The following is an 18994-nucleotide window of genomic DNA, read 5'->3' as shown; positions in this document are numbered from 1 at the left end:
GGATCTATAAAGCCAGAAAAAAAGACACAATAGTTAACATTTTTCCAACAATTCGCTTTACTAATTGTGTACAGTTCGTACATAGTTAGTGATAACAAAGTGACCAGTTGCACTCTTTTGCAAGGTCGAAATGGATACATAAACCACGGAACAGAGGAGCGCCAAAAGCGCTATTAAAGGACTATGGGAAGATTAACAACACACGTATTAGACACAACTCACGGCTTACCGGGTGCAGAGATCAAGGTAGAGCTTTATAAGGTCAATGAAGACTCAACAGAAAAGTTGGCGACGGTAATCACTAACTCCGATGGCCGAACCGATGCGCCGATTCTGGCTGGGAATGAATTCCGACCGGGAAAATATCAATTGGTATTCTATGTAGCCGACTACTACAAAAACAAAGGTGTGGAATTGGATGGCGTGCCTTTCCTAGACGATGTGGTTATTCGCTTCGGCTTGGATGATCCCGATGCGCACTACCACGTTCCGCTTTTAGTCTCACCATACAGTTTCTCGACTTATCGGGGCAGTTAGTCCCGATGCTTAGAATCCCGATCTAGGCTCTATCACCCAATAATAAACAGATTCATGCGTGCATCTAAAAAGATGCGCGCTCAGTAGGGTCTGTTGACCTTTCGAGCTGATTTTTGCAGCGCTTTGTGGAAAATTTCTACAAGGCAGAGGCTTTGATGTGTAGCTAGCCTACATGAGAAGCCGATAACGCAGTAGAAATGAACCACAAAGGCTGCCCGAAGGGTTCGGCTAGAATCGTTTTATGCTTTGTTAAGAAGTATTTACTTAGAGTGACTAGGCTACATACTCCTTGCCGCGCCTAAAACGATTCTATCTCGAACAAAATTTAACCGCGAAAGGTCAACAGACCCTCAACACGCTCACATAAAAATACTAACAACGTTAACAGTTAAAAAATGAGCCACGAAAAGCTTATTCATAACGAGTTAGAGCTAGGAAAAACCTTAAAACTTAATATTGAAATCTCGCTGTATTCAATAAATGGATCACAACATAAAAGGACTTGCAGACATGAGTGAGAGTAAAACAGAAATACTCAACCAAAATGCGAACAACGGAATTTTAGAGAAACTCTTTAAGATTAAGGCACACGGAAGCAGCGTAAAAAATGAGTTAGTCGGCGGTGTCACCACCTTCGCAACCATGGCTTATATCATCTTCGTTAACCCACAAATCATGGCCGCTTCAGGTATGGATGCAGGGGCTGTATTTGTCGCTACCTGTATTGGTGCCGCGATTGGTTGTTTGTTAATGGGCTTATTCGCGAACTGGCCTGTCGGCCTTGCACCGGGCATGGGCTTGAACGCCTTCTTCTCTTTCACGGTTGTGAGCGAAATGGGTTACAGCTGGGAGGTGGCACTGGGTGCGGTGTTTATCTCCGGTATCTTGTTTGTCGGGATGAGTTTTTACAAAGTCCGCCAATGGATCATCGAGAGTATTCCAGAGAGCTTGCGCTATTCAATGACTGCAGGTGTTGGTTTGTTCTTAGGTCTAATTGGCTTAAAAACAGCGGGTATCGTCGTCGAAAACCCAGCAACTTTGGTTTCATTGGGTGACTTCACGAAACCAGAAGCTCTGCTTGCTGCGATTGCATTCTTGATCATTGCGGTTCTGAGTGAGCGTAAAGTGTTTGGCGCGGTGCTTATCGGTATTTTGAGTGTAACGCTAGTCGGCATGATGCTTGGCCTAGTTCACTACGATGGCTTCTTCGCTGCACCACCAAGCTTAGCGCCTACCTTTATGGCAATGGATATCGCCGGTGCACTAAACGTATCGATGATCAGCGTTATCTTGGCTTTCCTTTTTGTAAACATGTTCGATACAGCTGGTACCTTGATGGGCGTAGCTGAGCGTGCAAACCTGACCAACCCTGAAACGGGCAAGATTGAAGGCCTAAGCAAAGCACTGAAAGCCGACAGTATTTCAAGCGTGGCAGGTGCGTGTGTAGGCTGTCCGCCAGTAACCAGTTATGTAGAGAGTGCAGCCGGTGTTGCAGCAGGCGCACGTACAGGCCTATCTGCGATTGTGGTTGGTGTGTTGTTCTTAGCGGCAATTTTCCTATCTCCACTTGCTGGCATGATCCCCGCTTACGCAACCTCTGGCGCGTTAATTTACGTAGCGTTCGTGATGATGAGCAGCATGCAGCACGTTGATTGGAAAGACTTCACCAACGGTGCTCCCGCAGCCATTACAGCGTTAATGATGCCTCTGACCTTCTCTATCGCGAATGGTATCGCACTGGGTTTCATTACCTACACAGTGCTGAAACTGGCGACAGGCAAAACAAAAGACGTCTCGATTTCGATGTACTTCTTAGCGGCTATTTTTGTCGCGAAGCTCGTGTTCATCGGTTAATCACCCAACGTAACTATCGCTTGGCTTGTTCGCAGGCCGAGCTATCAAGTCACATGCTAGAACAACATTTTTAAGAAAAAGCTAATTGTGCTAATCAGCGGAACACACAAATATCCGCTCGGTTAGTGCACCTTTTTTATGACCCTACGCAGTTTGTAGAAGTCATTATTTGACCGCCAATCGCCTGTAAACGGAAACACAGGCAGAGGAATATCAAATGAAACTTCTGTACACCCTAAATGAAAGACCGCCTCACGGCTTAACCTTCCTACTCGCATTACAGCACATGCTCGCCTCAATTGGTGGCATCGTCGCTGTTCCCCTTATTGTCGGCGCGTCAATTGGCTTGCCTAACACCGAGATCGTTTCGCTGATCAATGCTGCGCTGCTGGCGTCAGGTATTGTAACCGTCGCTCAATGTCTCGGTTTTGGCCCTGTTGGCATTCGACTGCCTGTGGTGATGGGTTCGAGCTTTGCCTTTTTGGGCGTCGCCATTTCAATCGGCAACGAAGGCGGTGTCGCCGCGATCATGGGCTCGGCACTTATCGGCTCATTCGTGGTAATTGGTGCCAGCTTCTATATGGACAAGGTTCGAAAACTGTTCCCGACCGTGGTAAGTGGTGTGGTGGTTACCTTAATCGGCTTAACCATTTTACCGGTTGCCATGAACTGGGTTGGCGACTCTCCTGCCAACACGGAACAATTCGCCACTCTACCTAAACTGTTTCTCGCACTGGTCTCTTTGGGGATAGTGATTGGCGTGTCGGTTTACTGTAAAGGCGCGGTTGCTGCTTCCGCTATCGTGATTGGTTTAGCGGGGGGTTACATTGTGGCGCTATCGCTTGGCATGGTCGACCTTGAGCAAATCAGTTCTGCCGCTTGGGTTGGTGGCCCTGAACCTTTCAAATATGGCTTCACCTTTTCTGCGAGTGCCATCATCAGCATGAGCTTGGTGTACATCGTGGTTATCGCTGAAGCAACGGGTGATTTCATGGCACTCGGTAACAACTGTCAAACCCAAGTATCCGGTAAAGATTTAAAACGTGGCCTTCTAGGCGATGGCCTTGGCAGTACCTTATCTTCAATTTTAACGGCAATGCCACTGGCGTCATTCAGCCAAAACGTCGGTATTGTGGGTATCACAGGTGTAGCAAGTCGCTATGTAGTAGCTGCAACCGGTGGTTTGTTAATTTTAGGTGGTTTATTCCCGAAATTAGCCGCTATTGCCGTCACGATTCCGAAACCTGTTTTGGGTGGTGTGGGCTTTGTGATGTTCGGGATGATTGCTTACGCGGGTATCCGCATGTTGATCAAGGCCGCAGACACCAAGCGAAATGCCTTAGTAATCTGTGTAGGTTTAGCGTCTGGCTTAGCCGTCACCTTCGAACCAAGACTGCTACAACACTTGCCACATGATTTGGCGACCTTCCTTCACTCGGGCATTACCACAGGCACCATCATGACGGTTGTTCTTAACCTTGTATTGCCTAAATCTTCACGCGCAGAAGAACAAGAAGCCTTAGCCGAAAGCCAAGCGCAAGTAGAGCTAGAAATGAAAGAACAAGCAGAAGAAGAGCTACACTCAAACGAACAGCTAGAGATTCAACAAGCAACAACAGAAACTGACGTTCAAACGGCATCAGATAACCCTGAGCCAAAAACGAACTAACTGATTCTCGAACTAGCGTAAAACCGATTTCCGTAGAATCACGGGCGTAATGAGAACACTGAATGTTTCATCGCCCTTGATTCGAATTTATCTTTTAACAACAAATACCAAATAAAGACCCTCTTCCCTGAAAAGGCTGAGATGGCTAAGGACTACTATGAATGGAAACCATCTGGATTAAGAATCCTCTCGCAATCTACACTGGCTCACTGGCTGATGCAGAAGGCGGCATTGTCATTAAAGGTAATAAAATCATTGAACTGGTTGGCAAACACAAAGAGCCGACCTCCCCCGTAGATTACAGCGTCGACGCCTCTCGTCATGTTGTGACTCCTGGGCTTATCAATGCGCACCACCACTTCTATCAAACCCTAACGCGAGCCTACCCTGGCGCACTCAATAAAGAACTCTTCCATTGGCTGCAAAGCCTCTACCCGGTTTGGGCCAACCTCGATTCTGAGATGATGAGCCTTGCTACAGAGCTGGCGCTGGTCGAGTTAATGATGTCGGGCTGTACTACAGCGTCGGACCATCATTACTTGCTGCCAAACGGGCTTGAACACGCCATTGATTTACAAGTCGAGGCGGCAGAGAAGTTGGGCGTAAGGGCGATATTCACTCGCGGTTCCATGAGCCTTGGGGAAGATGAAGGTGGACTACCTCCACGACACACCATTCAAACCGAACAAACCATCATTGATGACAGCCAACGCTTGATTCGTGATTACCACCAGCGTGATGAAGGGGCGATGATTCAAATCGCACTCGCGCCTTGTTCGCCATTCTCGGTCACCACAGATCTGATGAAAGAGACCGCCAAGATCAGTGAGCGTGAGAACGTAATGATGCACACCCACCTGTGCGAAACCTTAGACGAAGAAGACTTCTGTATTGAGAAGTTTGGCCTGCGCCCTGTCGATTACCTAGAAGATGCCGGCTGGCTCAATGAACGCACTTGGCTTGCTCATGGTATTCACTTCAACCCAGAAGAGATTAAGCGTTTGGGTAAAGCAGGAATAGGTATCAGCCACTGCCCAACTTCCAACATGATGTTGGCTTCCGGTATTTGTAAGAATAATGACCTCGAGGCCGCGGGTGTAAAGGTCGGGCTGGGTGTGGACGGTTCTGCTTCAAACGACGGCTCCAATATGATTGCCGAAGTTCGCATGGCGATGTATCTACAGCGCCTGCAATATGGCTCTGCAAATGTTTCACACTTTGATGCATTGCGCTGGGCAACATCCGGCTCTGCAGCAGCAATGGGCAGAACCGACATTGGTACGCTAGAGGTCGGCAAACAAGCCGACATCGCGATGTTCAAACTTGATGACATTCGCTTCTCTGGCAGCCACGATCCACTTGCAGCACTACTACTCTGCGGCGCTCAACAAGCAGATAAAGTGATGGTTGCAGGTAAGTGGCGAGTGAACGATGGCGCTGTGATTGGCGTAGACATGGAACAACTAATGCACCGCCACCATGCAGCTGCAATGAAGCTAGGTAAACTGGCGATGAATAACTAGGTACACGCCAACTAGAAAAGCGAAAACAAAAAGGCCGACATGATGTCGGCCTTTCTTGTGTCACTAGAGAAATTGAGTGATAACAACTGGATGCTTTCGACTAGACAAATTTCGACTTAGTTGTACGCTCGAGCAAGTATTCCCTGTCCCTGATATTCATACATTCCAGCATCGTTACTGATGAACACTGACTCACCTGAACTCAGCATTAACTTGTGCTCTTTAGTTGAAACCGTTACCTCACCACCGATACAAAATAAAATCTCTGCGCTCCGTAGATACTGTTGGCAGACCTCTTCGTTCACTGACAAGATGTCGAAGCCGAAATCATCAACAGGTATAGGGAAACTCAACTTGTCTTCTTTCTCGATAGGTTTCAGTTTGATGCCTTCGATATCCGTCGTTTCAAAACACGTATTATCAATCAATTCAGGTACATCGATAAACTTAGGAGTGAGACCTGCACGTAACACATTATCTGAGTTCGCCATAATCTCTAGCCCAGTACCTTCGATATAAGCATGCGGGGTTTCGGCATGCAAAAACATTGCCTCACCCGGTGCAAGCTCGATTGTGTTCAACATGAGTGGCGAAAATAAACCAATATCATCGACATAATGCTGTTCAAAGCCTTTGCTGTACTGTAATGCTTCTCGCCCCATAGCAGTCTTCGCTCTACGTTCATAAGCCGAATACAGCTGCTCTAGCGCTAACTTTTTTCGCTCACCTTCAAGTGTCATCACCGAGGTAAAAAACACTTTCAAGCCTTCGCTGTTGGGACTAATTGCTAGTGCAGAGATCTCAATATCCAGTGCGCTAATTTCGGCTTCTTTAAACAGCTCTATAATTTGCGGAATAGGCCTAAAACCATTCATAGCTTTGTAGAAAGTCAGCGCATAAACCAGTTCAGGTTTATGGTTAGGATCTTTGTAGTTTCGATTCGATGCATCCAAACTAATGCCTAGCTTATTCTCTCGTTCAAAACCAAGCTGGGCCTTTTTCTTACTTGGGTGTACTTGTATCGATAGAGGGGTTTCTGCTGCGAGAACTTTAAACAAATAAGGTAGTTCGCCGAACCTTGCTTCCGTGTATTCCCCAAACATTCCCTTGCTATCTTGGCTTAAAACCTCCGATAGCAGCTGGCCTGTATCAGCAACTCTTGAGCAGCCTCTAGGGTGAGCCCCCATCCAAATTTCAGCTTGAGGTTCGGAATTAGGATTTTGAATATCAAACAGCTCAGAAATAGACTGTTTACTTCCCCACGGATAATGCTGAATAACATTATCTAATTTAAATAAAGACATAGATATTTCTTTGTATCACTTGCAAGTAATCAAACTTAGTCAGCTACTTAACATTAATCATTGACGCACCCAACTTGAGGGTAGCAGCGATATTTCGAGATGTTTGAGTCACGTTCATGCTCGCCTCTTGAAGCACTTGTTCAAGGCTCTGTGGTGAGCGAACAGTGGCAAAAGCACTGTCGATTGTGGCGTATAAATCATCGATTTCAGAACCTAAAGAACCTGCAATTCCAATCACTGGAATCGACTTCGCCTTAGCTCGCTTAGCAATGCCAAATGGCGTTTTACCTTGCAGGGTTTGGTTATCCATTTGGCCTTCGCCCGTAATCACCAGATCAGCCTGTTCTAGAACTTTATCAGCGTCTAACGCATCTAAAATCATCTCAATCCCAGGCTTAATTTGAACATCAAATAACAAGGAGACACCCAAAGGGGTGCCACCCGCAGCTCCAAACCCAGCGCTAGAACAACGGTCGACACCAGTTATTGAGAAAGCAACCTTGGCAAAGTTAGATAAACAACGCTCTAATTCAGCAATCAAACTTGGAGACGCTCCTTTTTGAGGACCAAACACCTCACTAGCTCCATTACCCCCAACAAGTGGGTTCGCAACATCGCATGCCACTATGAATTCCACTTGCTTACAACGGGGGTGAACACCAGACAAATCGATGCGGGCAAGATTAGAAAGCGCAGCACCGCCTTTTGGTAATTCGTTTCCTTCTCGATCCAGTAGCTTTCCACCTAAAGCCTGTACGATACCAGCCCCACCATCGTTGGTTGCACTACCACCGAGGCCAAGCATTATTTTGCTCACACCTAGACCTAATGCTTCACATATGAGCTCGCCAGTACCATAGGTAGTGGTCACTGCAGGGTTACGTTGAGAAACATCGAGCAGATCTAAGCCTGATGCCGCCGCCACTTCAATTAAGGCAGTACTGCCGTTATCAAGTAGCGCCCATTGAGCCGTCACACCACAGTCGAGTGAATCTAACTTTAGCGGCCCGGTCACTGGCGAAAGTCTTATCTCGCCCTCTAAACCTTGCATCAACACATCAACCGTTCCCTCACCACCGTCCGCGAGAGGAAGGTGTACGTATTCAGCTTGTGGAAATACTTGAACAAAACCTTGTTCAATGCATTCACAGACCTGCTTAGCTGTCAGCGACTCTTTAAATGAGTCTGGAGCAATCACTATTTTCATCGAAGATATTCACTCTAGAGCAGTAAGAACAAAAACGCTGAAATGACCAGGCCAATACCTAAAACCACCGGGTAGGCTATTTGACTAATGTCCTTCGCCATTTCAGGCTCTTCTTGCTTCTGAGATTCAGAGTCTGACTTTGCTTCACTGTGAGTATTGCTCGCGTCTTGAGAACAGTCGTCCTCTGAACCGAGCAACTTCATAATCTGTTGAGTCGAATTCGCGGCCAATAACTCATCACGGAATTCATCGTCTACAAGAGAAGACGTCAATGTCGTTAACACTTCCATGTGCGTAGATCCAGCTTCTGCTGGCGGGATCGCAATCAAGAAGATCATATTGACGGGCTCATCACCATCAATACCCTGCCACATCAATTCATCTTTAACGAAAGCACAGGCAAACACAGGCTCAATAACCGCCGGAGATTTACCGTGAGGGACCGCTAAGTACTCACCCAGAGCTGTTGGCCCCTCTTCTTCACGATGCAATACAGCATCTAAAAACTGCTGTTTATTTGTTAATTTTCCAGCTTGGTCGATCTTGTCAGTCAATGCGTTAATAGCTGCAAATCGGTCATCGAACACCGCATCTAACAGAATTAAGCTTTCGGACGTTAGGTTAGATAATTTCATGCGCTATTCCTTATGACTCTTCAGCCAAACAAATTGAAACGGTTTCAATGTAAAGACATTTGCTAACTGCTCACGACTAATCAAGTCATAACCACTTGCATCAAGGCAAATCTCTTGCGGCGCCTCACTTAAGTTCAGAGCAAAGCGAATAGATTCATCTCCTTCGCCGCGCTGCAATGCAAACACCTTTTCACCTAGGTCTAGAACTTTTTGGCTCATAAGTGGAGAAAATGCAGGCTGAGTTTTACGCAGCTTCACCAACTCAACCATCTGGCTATAAACTTGTTGGCGCAATGAGCCTGCTTCGGCTAGCTCCGCCTCTAACTCGTCTAAACCGAACTTCTCACGATTGATTCTGCGGTTAATACCCGATTCAACCATCCCGTTAATATCATTCTCACTGCCCAGTAAACTGTGATAGTAAATCGCAGGCACACCAATAAATGAAAGCAAGATAGATTGAGCCGCCAAGAATTTTCTCGCTTTCTCATCATCACTATCGGAAGCTTCAGTTAATGCACTTAAGTAATTGATATTCAACTCATAAGGAGACTGAGACCCATCACTGTTGTTTTTATAGTTTACGCGACCACCTTTACGCTCAACCTGTTCACACATTAACAAACGATCTTCATTGGTCAGGATCCCTTCCGTTGGACGAACACCGACACCATCATGGCTCGCAAGGAAGTTAAAGTAAGTTGTCTTATTCCCTTGCTGCAGTGAAGCCATTGCTTCTTCGGTTAGGCCTTTCGCCCATTCGGTCAATACAGAACTGTTTTGACTCATGAATGCATGCAGAGTCAAAGGCGGAAGCGGGAACTGATACACCATGTGTGCTTCATTTCCTTGTCCGAAATACGAAATATTTTCCTTGTGTGGCACATTTGTTTCAGTGATTAGTAACGCGCCAGGAACCGTCTCATCAAAGATGATTCGCCATAGCTGGATAATCTGATGTGCTTCCGGCAAGTGAATACACGTTGTATTTAATACTTTCCAGATAAAACCGATGGCATCTAGGCGTATTGAACGGCCGCCGTTTACTGCATACATCAATAAAATATCGATACTTTCTAGCAACACTTTCGAGCTTCGGAAGTTGATATCAATTTGGTCTTCAGAGAAAGTAGTCCACACATGAGATGTCTCCCCCGAAGCCTTACTAAATGGTGTAAGGAGCGGTAAAGCGCGGGGGCGCGTAACACTCGAGTAGTCTAGGCTTGGGTCAGACTCAACAAAGTAATCTTGGTATTGCGTATCACCTGCTAAGTAACCTTGAAACCAATCACTGCTTTTTGAGATGTGATTGATCACACAGTCGTACATCAAATCAAAGTTCTCAGACAAAGCATTGAGGTGTTCCCAGTCACCCAACTTCTCATCGACCTTTCGGTAATCGACCACACTAAAGCCATCATCAGAGGTGTACGGAAACATAGGTAGAATATGGATATTGCTGATTGAGTCTTTTAGGTACTTATCAGCAAAACTTTTCATACTGCTCAATGTTTTTTCGTCGTTACGAGCAAAGCTGTCACCGTAAGTAATCAGGTAAGATGTATTCTCATCAACCCACGGTGTGTATTGTGGAGCACTTGGCTTCCATTTCTCAATTAAGGCTAAGATCTCTTGCGTTACCGAGTGTGCTTCTTCTTCACCATAAATATCGGCGACTTTGTTGAAGAGTATTTTTTCAATCATATCTTTGTCCTTATTGAGCAACGGCAAACGTTACGCGTAAATCGATGCTGTTGTTTGGTTGAACAACGGCTTTAGGAATACTCTCAACGCTTGTTGAGTCTGCGTACGTTTTTGGCTGTTCTCGGTAATCCACCAGCTCAACTTGCTGAAACTGTTCAAACGCATTTAGTTCTAGTTCAACGACTGAAGGCGTAGGGTTAAACAATCGAATGATCACCGCATCTTGTTTATAGAACGAGTGCCCGATACTTGATAGTTCAAGCGGCTGTTTGAGTGAAAGCAGGTTAAATGAAGCCAAACGCTCACGTGAATCAAATCGAACTTGGAAGCGCTCTAATCGATTCTCAAAACTGTTCAACATTTGCTTTTGATAGCTAAATGGTGCGTCAAGGTATTCGCGCTCTAACCGACGAATTGTGTTGTGCTGAGCATCTTTCGTTAATGCCAAAGCAAAACTAAATTGCATGGATTTTTGTAGTTGTGCATCAGGAGTGTGTACTACGGTATTATTGATGCCAGAAGCACGACCTGGTCGCCACGCTAAGTCATCTTTACCAAGTACACCAGTACCCTTGAAGAGGGTGAGTGCGATTTTGTCTGAGCGTTGCCCCTTGATGATTTGAAACTCTTTAAGCCCACTACCATTAATCACAACGGCTTTATTTGGCTCAGCTAACGCCACAGCACCTTCAGTGGTTTCGATATCAATAGGGCATTCTCGGAACTTATCCTTCCAACCTTCAATTGACGGCGCAATTGAACGCTCCATCAATGCAAATGGCTGGGTGCTAATCGAGGTGTTGGATTGAACGTCAGAATTAACTAACACACGCACTCGGTGATCTTTCGCCTGGTTGATCGTTGTGATGTTGACTATTAGCTGCTCGCTGCCATGGCTAAGCGTTAAGCTAATTTCAAACGTCGCCTGATGATCGTTCTGATTCGCAGTTCGGGCGCTAAGATCAAATGGAATATCGAGTGTCGCGCGCACTAACATCACTTGCTCAGTTTCACCTACCCGCGTTTCGATAAGCTCAATAGCGTGGTTATATAACGGTGTATCTCCTCGCAACGGTGAGAAATCATAGGAGTCGCCATCATCAGCTTGTTCTTCAAATGTAAGAAGTCGAGGAATAACGCGATTAGCCTTTTTATCGACTAACTGAAGCTGGCTTCCCTCACACGTCAGCATCATTACTTCATTTTCAATCGATATTTGCTTACGTACTTCCACTTGACGATTGATCACGTCACATGCCTGTACTTCAAATACTTGGTATCCCATCGCTGGTAAGTCATTAACTGAGATATTCAACTCGAAACGATAGTAAGGAGGAACCGCAACTTCTTTTTCACCGTCTTTGGTAACTTCAATAACCTTGCCACCATCTAACGTCTCTCGCTTAATCACTTCGATAGCACATTGTTCGTTGCCATCTGAGATTGCGATGCTTTCATGCGAACTAAATACCACGGCCTTAACAAGCCCTGTGTATGGTTTAATTTGGCCGTTGAACAACATCAACTCATTATCATGGCAGCTACTAGCAATCTCTTTGATAACAAGGTTATACAAACCGTGGCAAATTTCTTGAGCCTGCTTTAAGCGATGCATAATATCGGCATTGGTCGCATCACTATTGCAGCCACCAATACTATCGTGCGCATGACACTCAAGAATCTTCTTCCAAGCGATATCTATCAGCTCTGTATGGACAGTAATACCTTGTGCTTTCGCAATTGCGATGACAACTTCAAGCTTCTTAATCAAAAACTGCTCTATATCGAAATTTAGCTTTTTAATGTCATATCTAACTGAGCCGATCGTCTTATGAATTCGAGCGTAACGCGGGGCTTTAAATTCACCTTTATAAGTCTCAAAGCTATCGCTGTTATCGCGTAAAACATCAACAAATGCTTCCATAGAAGAGATCGCATATACGTCTTGCTCCGGTGAGCGATGCGAGGCAGCTTGTAACGTTTTAGGGAGCTCAGGATCAATATTCACCTGATCGCCACCAGATGGAATAAGCACTTCACTCAAGCCAGAGAGAGATTTGATTTTCTCGACCATTGGGAAGATTTTCTTGTCTAGATGATCAGGGGTCGCCACCATGTTTTTAGCTGCGCCATAACCATGGACAAGGTTATAAGCATAAATCACATCCCCGCCCGCAGAACGCCAATTAAAATTAGAACGCTCTACCTGTTGGTCATAATCAATTCCGCGCCAGAAAATAATATTATCGATTCCCATGCCTTTAAACAAAGTCGGCATTTGTGCGTTATGCCCAAACGTATCAGGTAGGTAACCCACCTTCATGCTATGCCCTAAACTTTCCGCAATATGCATACCGTATTTAAGATTACGAATGATCGACTCACCCGCCACATTATAGGTATCGGTCTGTGTATACCAAGGTCCTATAAATAGCTTCTTATCAGAAACGAGTTGTGCCAAGCGATCACGCATGTGCGGCAGGACTTTAAGATAATCCTCAACGATAGATGATTGACCATCTAAGTGATAACAACTGTACTCAGGCTGAGTTTCCAACGTTTCGATAACTTTAGTGAAGTTATACGTAGCCAAAACGTCACTGTCTTGCTGAGTAAAATACCACTCACGATCCCAGTGCGTATGTGGAATTACATGAATTTTAGCCATTGATTTATCTCGACTTATCTAAATTTTCAATTGAGGGGAAGCGGTCACTTCCCCCATTAAATTTCAAATGATGAGGACGCTTAATTAAGCATTACTCGGCTGAGGTTTGGTGCATAACAGCAATGCGACGGCAATAAACCCTGAACCAACGAACACGGATAAGGTGTAGCTAATTGGGTCTGATGATAGGAACCACCCCCAAACAGCTGGTAGCGGTAAGCTTTGGAAAACATTGAGGACAACCGCAAGTTGAGTACCTATGATTGAGCCAAGGATCATAATTGGGATCATCTTAGGGTTCTTAAGAATGAAGGGAATCGCACCTTCTGAAATACCAATCATGCCAAGCATTAGAGACGTCTTACCGACCGTTTGCTCTTCTGGGGTAAATACACGTTTACGGAATTTACCGTCTAGCATCGCAGCCAAGCCAACGCCAATCGGTGGGATAACAATTCCCAGCTCACGGGCAATTAGGTCGAAGCCTTCGCCCATCCCGTTAAGACCAAGCGCTACTGAACCTGCGGCTTTGTTGATCGGACCGCCTAAATCAAAAGCAGTACCTGCAGCAATCACCATCGAGTAAATACCCCGGCCTGCGTCGCCGGCTTCAGTGAACACGTTAATCATTGCAAGGTTTAGAGCACCAAAGAACGGATTAATCACGTACTCCATGGTTAACACCATCACCACGCCAGTTACCGCAGGTACTAACAGCATGGTTTTTAGAGTCGTAAGATCAGTTCTTACTCGAATAACATCGTTAAGGTAACGGACCAAATAGCCCACAAGGAAACCAATAGCAATGGCGCCGAAGAAGCCTGATGGCGCCCACCCTTCCAGGTCGAAAAATCGTTTGTAAGGCTCATCGGTCATCAAACCGCCAATAAAGGCTGGAATAAGTGCAGGTTTACCCGCAATCGAATAAGCAAGGTATCCGGCAAAGATTGGATACATAAACTTAATTGTCATGAAACCAAGCTTATCGAGCGTTTGAATTGGTGTTCCCGAAATATCAATGAACTCGCCAGTGATTTTCGCCACAGCCATCAATAACCCACCAAGTACAACCACAGGCAACATGTAGCTTATACCTGTCATAATATGACCAATGGCCACCTGGTAAGCGGAACGTTTTTCGTCATGCACTTCGACGTTAGCGTCAGACTTTTCTTTACCACGCAGGAAAACTGTCGGCAGTAAATCGTCAACACGTTTAATCAGCTCTTGGGTACGAACTTGTAGCGGGTTCGCGTTATCAAATCGTTCCATGTCCATAATTGGCACATCAACGGCTAATACCACACCGTCCGCAGTAGCGATATCATGAGCTGTCAGCTTGTTTTTAACACCATCACTACCTTGAGTTTCGACTTTAACTTCATAGCCTTGCTTTTCAGCCCAGCTCTGAATTTTTTTAGCTGCCATGAAGGTGTGCGCTATCCCTGTAGGACAAGCGGTCACTGCAACCAGTTTTTTCTTAGCCATGGTTTAATACCTTGTTCTTATCAACTGCGGCCAGTATATGAAGCGTGAATGTGTACCGACACTGTTTCATCGTACAACCGAAGTATCACGATACATCTGTGATTGAAGTCATGGTAATTTGCCTCATTTTCGCGCGTAATATTGATAGTTTCTTAAATAATAGCTGAGAGCAATGAACACATTTCAAGGTATAGAACGTGCGATTTACGAGTATTTGATCGGCCACGCCAGTGAGCTCCATGAGATTTCGGCTAAGACCATTGCAAATAAGGCTTTAACAACAACTACATCGGTAAATCGAGTTTGCAAAAAGATGGGCTACGCGAGTTACACTGAACTCAGGTATAAACTCTCTAATGAGCTCAAGCAAAATGTGACAACACCTTCAAGTCACATGAATCAGCAACAAATTGCGGGGGTTGCCAATACATTGAAGTTATCCCCTGTGGTGTATCTGTATTCACGCGGTGCATCCATCGTTAGCGTAAATTACCTGTCTCGATTTCTATCCTTAGCTAACGTACCTCACTTGGTAATCACAGATATTCACCAGCTCACCCGTGCCGAACTCGGTACTCTGCTATTGATCAGCAAGTCTGGTGAAACCAACGCTGTAATAGAAATGGCGCAAAATGCTAAGCGTAAGGGATTGAAGGTGGTAGGAATAAGCCATCAAGGCTCAACACTCGACCAGGTTTGCCACCAAAACGTAGCACTAGAAGAGCAAGTGGATGGCATCTCTTTATATGGTAGGGAGTCTCAGATTCATTCATTGCAAATCGTAGACCAAATTGGTAAAGAACTGCTGACCTTTTAATCTCACCCTTTTCCTGTTCTCCAAATACAAAAAGAGCAGCGCTTAAGGCTGCTCTTTGTTTTCTACGATATTATGGACAAGGAATGCTCTGTATATTCATCAAATTACAAGTTCATGACAAACCCTAAACGTACTGCATAATCGTTTTCTCGATTGCCGTTAGAGTCCACATAGGTTTCATCGACAGACACTAGCTCCATGTATGGCGTCCAAGTTTCATTAACCTTATAGTTAACCATAACAGTATGTTCCCAATAATCATCTCGACCAGTGCCTTGGTCAACACCGTCTTGATAACGGTATCTCGGGTTATACATTAGCCCCACATCACCAAAGCTTTTAGATAGCCAGATATCAAACTGATTCGAAGCACCACGAGTTGTGCCACTGCCATCCAAGTAATCTTTCCCGTTTGCATCGTTGGACCAGTTATAACGATAACGACCAGTTAGAGAAACTCCGTTTTCGAAGCTTGTACCCAACTTCAAGTATGGACGGTATTCAGTCCAATTTGGTGCTGTCACTGTGACAAGACCCGGAGCCCAATACCACTGCTCATTGATTTCGAACTTGTATGTCGCCTCAAATTCTTGCGCAGCAGCCTTTAGACCATTAGTGTCTTCATCATTTGAATCGTTACCAGCAAAGTAACCGTCGTTATGAATCTGGGCGGCCTCCGCACTGAAGTAAAAACCAGTATCGAAGGTGTGCATGAATTTTACTCGGCTGTCGCGAATATCAGACGCAGTGTTATGACCAAAACGCACGTCTAACTTAGTTTCACCAGCAAAAGTGGGCATAGAAGAAAGGGCAATAAGAGTAGAACAAAGTAGAACTTGGCTTTTCATTTTTTACCTTTATAGTTTTATTAGGATACGAGCTTTCGCTTTCGCCGCCACTATAAAACTCAGGAATTAAACAAGTACAAAGTATCGTGATACATTCGCTGTATCACCGTTCGACTTGAATATTGGTCACATTGGAAACATGAGCCAAGTCTACTTTTTGGATATTTGGGGAGAGGCTTTTTTAGAAAAAATAAGGCGTTTTACATTAAGGTGGCTAGCTCCATTTCCTTATAATGTCAGAGCTAACCATCGTGTTAAAAATACCTAGTGTAAGCAGTTTAGAGCTTCATTATTTGATCACTAATCCATCAAGCTCTTAGACTTAATCGCTTTCTTAGAAAGCTCTTTCGCGAACTCAGTGATGTCTGCTTCGAACTCATCGACGCTTTGGCGGATGTCATCCAGTTGAACCGTCTGCATCACGCGGTTTTCCATTACGATTTGGCCGTTAACAATCGTGGTGTCGATGTTGCTTGGGTTCGCTTGATAAACCAAAGTCGCGTATGGGTCGTAACTTGGCATCATGTTCGCCGATTGTGTCTCGACAATCACGATATCCGCTTTTTTACCGGCTTCAAGAGAACCGATTTGGTCTTCCATGTGTAGGGCTTTTGCGCCACCTAATGTCGCCATCTCAATCACTTGTTCAGGAATCATAATAGTGCGGTCAGAATGCTTTAAGCGCTGCATGTTAGCTGCGTAACTTAATGTGCGCATGATATCGACTTGGTTTGAGCTCATTGGGCCGTCGGTTCCTAAGCCAATGCGCATGTCGGCACGATACATCTCCCAAGCAGGCGCAATGCCTGTCGCCCCTTTGGCGTTCGCCATTGGGTTGTATGAGATACCTGCATCTGCTTGTTTCAATAGCTTTTGGTCATTTTCTGAAAGGTGGATGCCGTGAGCAATCACTACACGCTCATCAAGCACACCGATTTCATCCATGTATTCAACTGGCGATGTCGCTTTGGTTTCGTCTTTGATGCGCTTTTCTTCATTCGGGAATTCAGCAACGTGAATCAACACGGGTACATCGTATTGAGCCGACAGTTTATTAATTTCTTGCAGCTTATCTTTACTCACGGTGTACACCGCGTGTGGTGCATAAGCAGGTGTGATTAACTCGTCGCTTTTGTATTGCTCAATAAAGCCTTTGGCATACTCAATCCCACCGTAAGGTTCTTTAGCATCGACCACCGGGAACTTAATCACGGTTTCGCCGAGCACGGCGCGTAATCCAACTTCTTTGGTCGCTTTTGCCATTTCATCCATGTGGTAATACATATCGGCATAAGTGGTTACACCGCTCTGTGCCAATTCGATAGAACCAAGCTTGGTTGCGTTGTAAATCAGTTCACGGCTTAGCTTTTCGGCTTCTAGAGGGAAGAAGTAAGCGAACAAGCGGTTCGAGATGCCCTCTTCCCCTAAGCCACGAAACGCGATCATCGGTAAATGGTTGTGTGCATTCACCATACCCGGCATAACAATCCCGTCTTGGGCGTCAATCACCTTTTCAGCGCGATATTGAGTGATCAAATCCTCGGTACCGACTGCGATGATCTGGTCGTTTTTCACTACAACAACACCATCTTCAATCACATCCATTTCTGAATTGATGGTGAGAACCTGTCCGTTGGTGATGATCAGATCAGCGTTGTATGTTTGCGTCGCGACCGTTGAACCGCAACCTGCAAGCAGAACTGCGCTGATGGTGCATGCCAAGCTTTCAAGCGTCATTGCTAAACCTTAATGTTGTGCGTGTAATATTGTTAGCGGCTTCATCTATAAGTTTCCAGCTTTTCGCTTTTCAGAAGAGTAAGTGCCGCCAATTTTCGCGATACTATAACCTGTCATTTAAATAAAATGGCATACCTAATCGAACCGAATTCAAGATAAATGAGTTATTGCACAACAGGTCACAAAAGAGGTTCTGCGCTTATAGTCACTCACACACCTAGATAAACGTTCAAACAACATTAGCTTTTCACACCACAGCCTTTAATCACTAACTGTGTGATGAACTGAGCGGCATCGGCATAGTCTTTATCATCGAGTTGGTCCTTCTGCATCACGCTGCAAATCTGCCAGCCAAAATCGGCGTAGGTTTGAGTTGCCGCCCAGATGGTAAACATCAGGTGATGAGCGGGAACATCGTCCATTAGGCCCTGCGCCGACCATGTCGAGAACTTATCAAGAATCATCTGGGATTGCTTATACAGCTCGTCACCAATCTCTTTCGGCAATACTTTAGCGCCAGACATCACTTCATTGGCAAATACCTTAGAGGCATGTGGATGATCGCGAGAAATGATCAGCTTGGTTTGAATATATTGAGACAAGGCTTCAACAGGATCGCTGAGCTCTTCAATCGGACGAGACGCTTCTAGTAAAGGCTGAGTGACGGTTTCAAGCACAGCGTTGTAGAGCTTATCTTTTGAGCTGAAATAATAGAATACGTTAGGCTTGGGAATGTCGGCCGCTTTCGCGATATCGGCCATTTTTGTTGCAGCATAACCATGAGTGGCGAATTGTTCACACGCGACTTCGATGATTAAATCTTGATTCTTTTGTCTGATCCTAGACATATTGCATCCTTTACAGCTCGTTACTAAAATCATAGTAATCAACGTGCTTCATTAGTCCAGAAGATAATCTCAGAACTCAAGGTCACCGCATTGATAACAATAAAATGGCCGCTCTATTTGTTAAGAAGCGACCATTCCATACCGTGTTTTTGAAC

Annotated in this window: 14 protein-coding genes; 5 read left to right on the top strand and 9 right to left on the bottom strand. The window is 45.2% G+C overall.

What is annotated here, in order from left to right:
• The first annotated feature begins 183 nt into the window (after positions 1-183).
• The 4 genes from uraH to AB4558_RS08330 all read left to right on the top strand — a co-directional run bounded on the left by uraH (position 184) and on the right by AB4558_RS08330 (position 5583).
• Positions 184-537 (top strand): hydroxyisourate hydrolase, encoded by a 354-nt coding sequence (uraH, locus tag AB4558_RS08345; protein WP_102393993.1) that lies wholly within the window; start codon positions 184-186, stop codon positions 535-537.
• Between the two features lie 510 nt (positions 538-1047).
• Positions 1048-2391, top strand: a complete 1344-nt coding sequence (locus AB4558_RS08340) for an NCS2 family permease (protein WP_102393994.1) — start codon at positions 1048-1050, stop codon at positions 2389-2391.
• A 217-nt stretch (positions 2392-2608) separates the two neighbouring features.
• Positions 2609-4060 carry a nucleobase:cation symporter-2 family protein gene (locus AB4558_RS08335; protein ID WP_102393995.1) on the top strand — a complete coding sequence of 484 codons (1452 nt, stop codon included), beginning with the start codon at positions 2609-2611 and terminating at the stop codon, positions 4058-4060.
• 161 nt (positions 4061-4221) lie between these two features.
• Positions 4222-5583: an 8-oxoguanine deaminase gene (locus AB4558_RS08330; protein ID WP_102393996.1), complete on the top strand. Its 1362-nt coding sequence runs from the start codon at positions 4222-4224 to the stop codon at positions 5581-5583.
• Positions 5584-5699: 116 nt separating this feature from the next.
• Here the strand turns inward: AB4558_RS08330 and manA are convergent, their stop codons facing one another.
• The 6 genes from manA to AB4558_RS08300 form a co-directional block, all read right to left on the bottom strand.
• Positions 5700-6887 (bottom strand): mannose-6-phosphate isomerase, class I, encoded by a 1188-nt coding sequence (manA, locus tag AB4558_RS08325; protein ID WP_102393997.1) that lies wholly within the window; start codon positions 6885-6887, stop codon positions 5700-5702.
• A 43-nt stretch (positions 6888-6930) separates the two neighbouring features.
• Positions 6931-8094: a glycerate kinase gene (locus AB4558_RS08320; RefSeq protein WP_102393998.1), complete on the bottom strand. Its 1164-nt coding sequence runs from the start codon at positions 8092-8094 to the stop codon at positions 6931-6933.
• Positions 8095-8108: 14 nt separating this feature from the next.
• Positions 8109-8729, bottom strand: coding sequence for a fructose PTS transporter subunit IIA (locus AB4558_RS08315; protein WP_102393999.1), 621 nt, complete (start codon positions 8727-8729; stop codon positions 8109-8111).
• Positions 8730-8732: 3 nt separating this feature from the next.
• Entirely contained in the window at positions 8733-10433 is a 1701-nt protein-coding gene (locus tag AB4558_RS08310) for a sugar phosphorylase (protein ID WP_102394000.1), read from the bottom strand.
• Positions 10434-10443: 10 nt separating this feature from the next.
• Positions 10444-13101 (bottom strand): glycoside hydrolase family 38 C-terminal domain-containing protein, encoded by a 2658-nt coding sequence (locus AB4558_RS08305; RefSeq protein ID WP_102394001.1) that lies wholly within the window; start codon positions 13099-13101, stop codon positions 10444-10446.
• Positions 13102-13185: 84 nt separating this feature from the next.
• Positions 13186-14589 carry a PTS fructose transporter subunit IIC gene (locus tag AB4558_RS08300; protein ID WP_048611837.1) on the bottom strand — a complete coding sequence of 468 codons (1404 nt, stop codon included), beginning with the start codon at positions 14587-14589 and terminating at the stop codon, positions 13186-13188.
• 172 nt (positions 14590-14761) lie between these two features.
• Here AB4558_RS08300 and AB4558_RS08295 point away from each other — a divergent pair, with 172 nt between their 5' ends.
• Positions 14762-15406, top strand: a complete 645-nt coding sequence (locus AB4558_RS08295) for a MurR/RpiR family transcriptional regulator (RefSeq protein ID WP_050647491.1) — start codon at positions 14762-14764, stop codon at positions 15404-15406.
• A 104-nt stretch (positions 15407-15510) separates the two neighbouring features.
• On the opposite strand, the gene AB4558_RS08290 is transcribed toward AB4558_RS08295, so the two are convergent.
• The 3 genes from AB4558_RS08290 to AB4558_RS08280 all read right to left on the bottom strand — a co-directional run bounded on the left by AB4558_RS08290 (position 15511) and on the right by AB4558_RS08280 (position 18839).
• Positions 15511-16254 (bottom strand): oligogalacturonate-specific porin KdgM family protein, encoded by a 744-nt coding sequence (locus AB4558_RS08290; protein WP_052880455.1) that lies wholly within the window; start codon positions 16252-16254, stop codon positions 15511-15513.
• A 300-nt stretch (positions 16255-16554) separates the two neighbouring features.
• Positions 16555-17991, bottom strand: coding sequence for an amidohydrolase (locus AB4558_RS08285; RefSeq protein ID WP_372158570.1), 1437 nt, complete (start codon positions 17989-17991; stop codon positions 16555-16557).
• Positions 17992-18230: 239 nt separating this feature from the next.
• The gene (locus AB4558_RS08280; RefSeq protein ID WP_102332259.1) at positions 18231-18839 is read right to left on the bottom strand and encodes a TetR/AcrR family transcriptional regulator; all 609 of its coding nucleotides are present in this window, start codon (positions 18837-18839) and stop codon (positions 18231-18233) included.
• Positions 18840-18994: the final 155 nt, after the last annotated feature.

The organism is Vibrio sp. 10N.222.51.C5 (assembly GCF_041474575.1).
GTDB lineage: Bacteria > Pseudomonadota > Gammaproteobacteria > Enterobacterales > Vibrionaceae > Vibrio > Vibrio crassostreae_C.
The sequence above is the reverse complement of the archived record's forward strand: the minus strand, read 5'-3'. Positions and strand labels throughout refer to the sequence as shown.

Excerpts from the sequence above, each read along its gene's own strand:
- uraH (WP_102393993.1), top strand. The coding sequence starts at position 184 with ATGGGAAGATTAACAACACACGTATTAGACACAACTCACGGCTTACCG.
- AB4558_RS08340 (WP_102393994.1), top strand. The coding sequence starts at position 1,048 with ATGAGTGAGAGTAAAACAGAAATACTCAACCAAAATGCGAACAACGGA.
- AB4558_RS08335 (WP_102393995.1), top strand. The coding sequence starts at position 2,609 with ATGAAACTTCTGTACACCCTAAATGAAAGACCGCCTCACGGCTTAACC.
- AB4558_RS08330 (WP_102393996.1), top strand. The coding sequence starts at position 4,222 with ATGGAAACCATCTGGATTAAGAATCCTCTCGCAATCTACACTGGCTCA.
- manA (WP_102393997.1), bottom strand. The coding sequence starts at position 6,887 with ATGTCTTTATTTAAATTAGATAATGTTATTCAGCATTATCCGTGGGGA.
- AB4558_RS08320 (WP_102393998.1), bottom strand. The coding sequence starts at position 8,094 with ATGAAAATAGTGATTGCTCCAGACTCATTTAAAGAGTCGCTGACAGCT.
- AB4558_RS08315 (WP_102393999.1), bottom strand. The coding sequence starts at position 8,729 with ATGAAATTATCTAACCTAACGTCCGAAAGCTTAATTCTGTTAGATGCG.
- AB4558_RS08310 (WP_102394000.1), bottom strand. The coding sequence starts at position 10,433 with ATGATTGAAAAAATACTCTTCAACAAAGTCGCCGATATTTATGGTGAA.
- AB4558_RS08305 (WP_102394001.1), bottom strand. The coding sequence starts at position 13,101 with ATGGCTAAAATTCATGTAATTCCACATACGCACTGGGATCGTGAGTGG.
- AB4558_RS08300 (WP_048611837.1), bottom strand. The coding sequence starts at position 14,589 with ATGGCTAAGAAAAAACTGGTTGCAGTGACCGCTTGTCCTACAGGGATA.
- AB4558_RS08295 (WP_050647491.1), top strand. The coding sequence starts at position 14,762 with ATGAACACATTTCAAGGTATAGAACGTGCGATTTACGAGTATTTGATC.
- AB4558_RS08290 (WP_052880455.1), bottom strand. The coding sequence starts at position 16,254 with ATGAAAAGCCAAGTTCTACTTTGTTCTACTCTTATTGCCCTTTCTTCT.
- AB4558_RS08285 (WP_372158570.1), bottom strand. The coding sequence starts at position 17,991 with ATGACGCTTGAAAGCTTGGCATGCACCATCAGCGCAGTTCTGCTTGCA.
- AB4558_RS08280 (WP_102332259.1), bottom strand. The coding sequence starts at position 18,839 with ATGTCTAGGATCAGACAAAAGAATCAAGATTTAATCATCGAAGTCGCG.